Source organism: Streptomyces albus subsp. albus, assembly GCF_000725885.1.
GTDB classification, from domain to species: domain Bacteria; phylum Actinomycetota; class Actinomycetes; order Streptomycetales; family Streptomycetaceae; genus Streptomyces; species Streptomyces albus.
Genome location: NZ_JODR01000066.1, coordinates 1 through 2601, shown reverse-complemented (window position 1 = coordinate 2601; position 2601 = coordinate 1). Strand labels below are relative to the sequence as shown.

2 protein-coding genes are annotated in these 2601 nt (G+C 70.9%); both read left to right on the top strand.

Annotation, left to right across the window (positions count from 1 at the left end):
* Window positions 1-2421 (top strand): type I polyketide synthase (locus IO40_RS34560; RefSeq protein WP_157846469.1); only part of this gene is annotated, 2421 nt, incomplete at its 5' end.
* Window positions 2309-2601 (top strand): KR domain-containing protein (locus IO40_RS40005; RefSeq protein ID WP_425264247.1); only part of this gene is annotated, 293 nt, incomplete at its 3' end. The genes IO40_RS34560 and IO40_RS40005, both read left to right, overlap by 113 nt.

Below are 2601 nucleotides of genomic sequence, written 5' to 3'. Positions count from 1 at the left end.
CAGGCGTTGGCGAATGCGCAGGTGTCGGCTGCGGATGTCGATGTGGTGGAGGCGCACGGTACGGGGACGTCGCTGGGTGACCCGATCGAGGCGCAGGCGCTGTTGGCCACGTATGGCCAGGAACGGACGGGGGACCGGCCGCTGTGGCTGGGTTCGGTGAAGTCGAACCTGGGGCACACGCAGGCCGCTGCCGGTGTCGCGGGCGTGATCAAGATGGTGGCGGCGATGCAGCACGGGCGTCTGCCGAAGACGCTGCATGCGGAGACACCGTCGTCGCACGTGGACTGGTCGTCGGGTGAGGTGGAGCTGCTGACCGAGCCGCGTGAGTGGCCGTGCGGGGAGCGGCCGAGGCGGGCAGGTGTGTCCGCGTTCGGCGTCAGCGGTACCAACGCCCACGCGATCATCGAAGAAGCTCCGCTGCCCGAAGGCCGTGCCGAGGCCGGCCAGGCGGCTCAGACGGACGAGGCGGCGGACGCGGCGGCACCCGAGGTCCACCTGCCGCTGGTGCCGTGGGTCGTTTCGGCGAAGACGGCCTCGGGTGTCGCGGCCCAGGCCGGACGGTTGCTGGCCGCCGTCGACGGCCACCGCACGGTGGACGTCGGTCTGTCCCTGGGAGCGACCCGGACCGGCCTTGAGCACCGCGCGATCGTGCTGGGCGGGGACGCGGAGGAGCTGCGCACGCAGCTCGCGGCCCTGGCGGCCGGTGAGCGGGTGCCGGGCATGGCTCGTACCGGGCTGACGGGGTTCGTGTTTGCGGGGCAGGGTGGTCAGCGGCTCGGTATGGGCCGGGAGTTGGCTGCGGTCTTCCCGGTGTTTGCGGCTGCGTTGGATGAGGTGTGTGCGGGCTTCGACGGGCTGTTGGACCGTTCGTTGCGGGAAGTGATGTTCGCGGATGCGGATGCGGATGCGGATGCGGCTGCGGAGGCGTTGGGGCTGACGGGTTGGGCGCAGCCTGCGTTGTTCGCGGTTGAGGTGGCGTTGTTCCGGCTGGTGGAGTCGTGGGGTGTCACGCCTGATTACCTGGTCGGCCATTCCGTGGGTGAGTTGGCGGCTGCGCATGTGTCGGGTGTGTTGCCGCTGGGGGATGCCTGTCGGTTGGTGGCGGCGCGTGCTCGGTTGATGCAGGCATTGCCCGGGGGCGGTGCGATGTGGGCGGTGCGGGCCACTGTCGATGAGGTCGCTCCGCTGCTGGTGGAGGATGTGTCGGTGGCGGCGGTGAATGCGCCGGGCCAGGTGGTGCTGTCGGGTGAGCGGGCGGCTGTGGAAGCGGTGGCCGCGCGGTTGCCGGAGCGCAAGGGCCGGTGGCTCCAGGTCAGCCACGCCTTCCACTCGGCGCTGATGGACCCGATGCTGGAGGAGTTCGGCCGGGTTGCCGACGGGATCGAGATGCGGCGGCCCGAAATGCCGATCGTCTCGACGCTGACCGGCGAACTGATCGAGGAGTTCTCCGCCTCGTACTGGGCGGACCAGGTACGCGGCACTGTCCGCTTCGCCGACGCGATCACCCGTCTCAAGTCCCTGGGCGTCGCCCGCTTCGTCACGCTCGGCCCCGACGCCGGCCTGGTCGGAGCCGTCGAGGAGACCTACGGGGACGAGACGCTGGCGGTGTCACTCCTGGGCCGTGACAGGCCCGAACCCCACACTGCGGTGACCGCCCTCGCCCGCCTGTGGGCGGACGGCGGCCCCGTCGACTGGGCGGCGTTCTACGCCCCGACCGGTGCCAGGACCGTCGACCTGCCGACCTACGCCTTCCAACGGAGCCGGTACTGGCCGCGGCCCCGCACGGCCGAGCAGGACGCCGAGCACGGGGTGGACGCCGACCTGTGGAACGCCATCGAACGCGGTGACGCAGAAGCCCTCGCGGCCGAACTCGGAGTCGACCTCCAGTCTCCGATGGACGAAGTGCTGCCCGCGCTCTCGGCCTGGCGCAGACGACACGAGGAGCGCGCATCCCTCGACAGGCTCCGCTACCAGGTGTCCTGGACGCCTGTCGGCCTCGGCCCGGCCCCGGTCCCTGTCACGGCCGGTGGTTGGTTGTTGGTGGAGTCCGCTGGTGCGTTGGATGTGTGGGCGGATGCGTTGGCGGGGGAGTTGGCCTCGCGTGGTGTGCGGGTGGAGCGGTTGCGGTTGGGGGCCGGTGAGCTGGACCGGGCGGGGCTGGCTGAGCGGCTCGCGCAGTTTTCCGGCTGCGGCACGGTGGTGTCGTTCCTGGGGCAGGACGAGGCGAGTCATGCGGAGCATGTAAGGGTGCCTCTGGGGCTGGTGGGGACGGTTGCGTTGGTGCAGGCCGTTGGGTCTGGGGCGGGTTGTGGCGTTGGAGGAGCCGGATCGGTGGGGTGGTCTGGTGGATGTGCCGGTCGAGCCTGTGGGGGGTTCGGTGGCGCGGTTGGTGGAGGTGTTGGCCGGCGGCGTTGGTGTTGAGGATCAGGTGGCGGTGCGTGGTGGGGCTGTTTTGGGTCGGCGGTTGGTGCGTGCCCGGTTGTCTGGTGGTGGTGTGTGGTTGCCGTCGGGGACGGTGTTGGTGACGGGTGGTACGGGTGCGTTGGGTGCGCGGGTGGCCCGGTGGGTGGTGGAGCGTGGTGCGGGGCGTGTGGTGCTGGC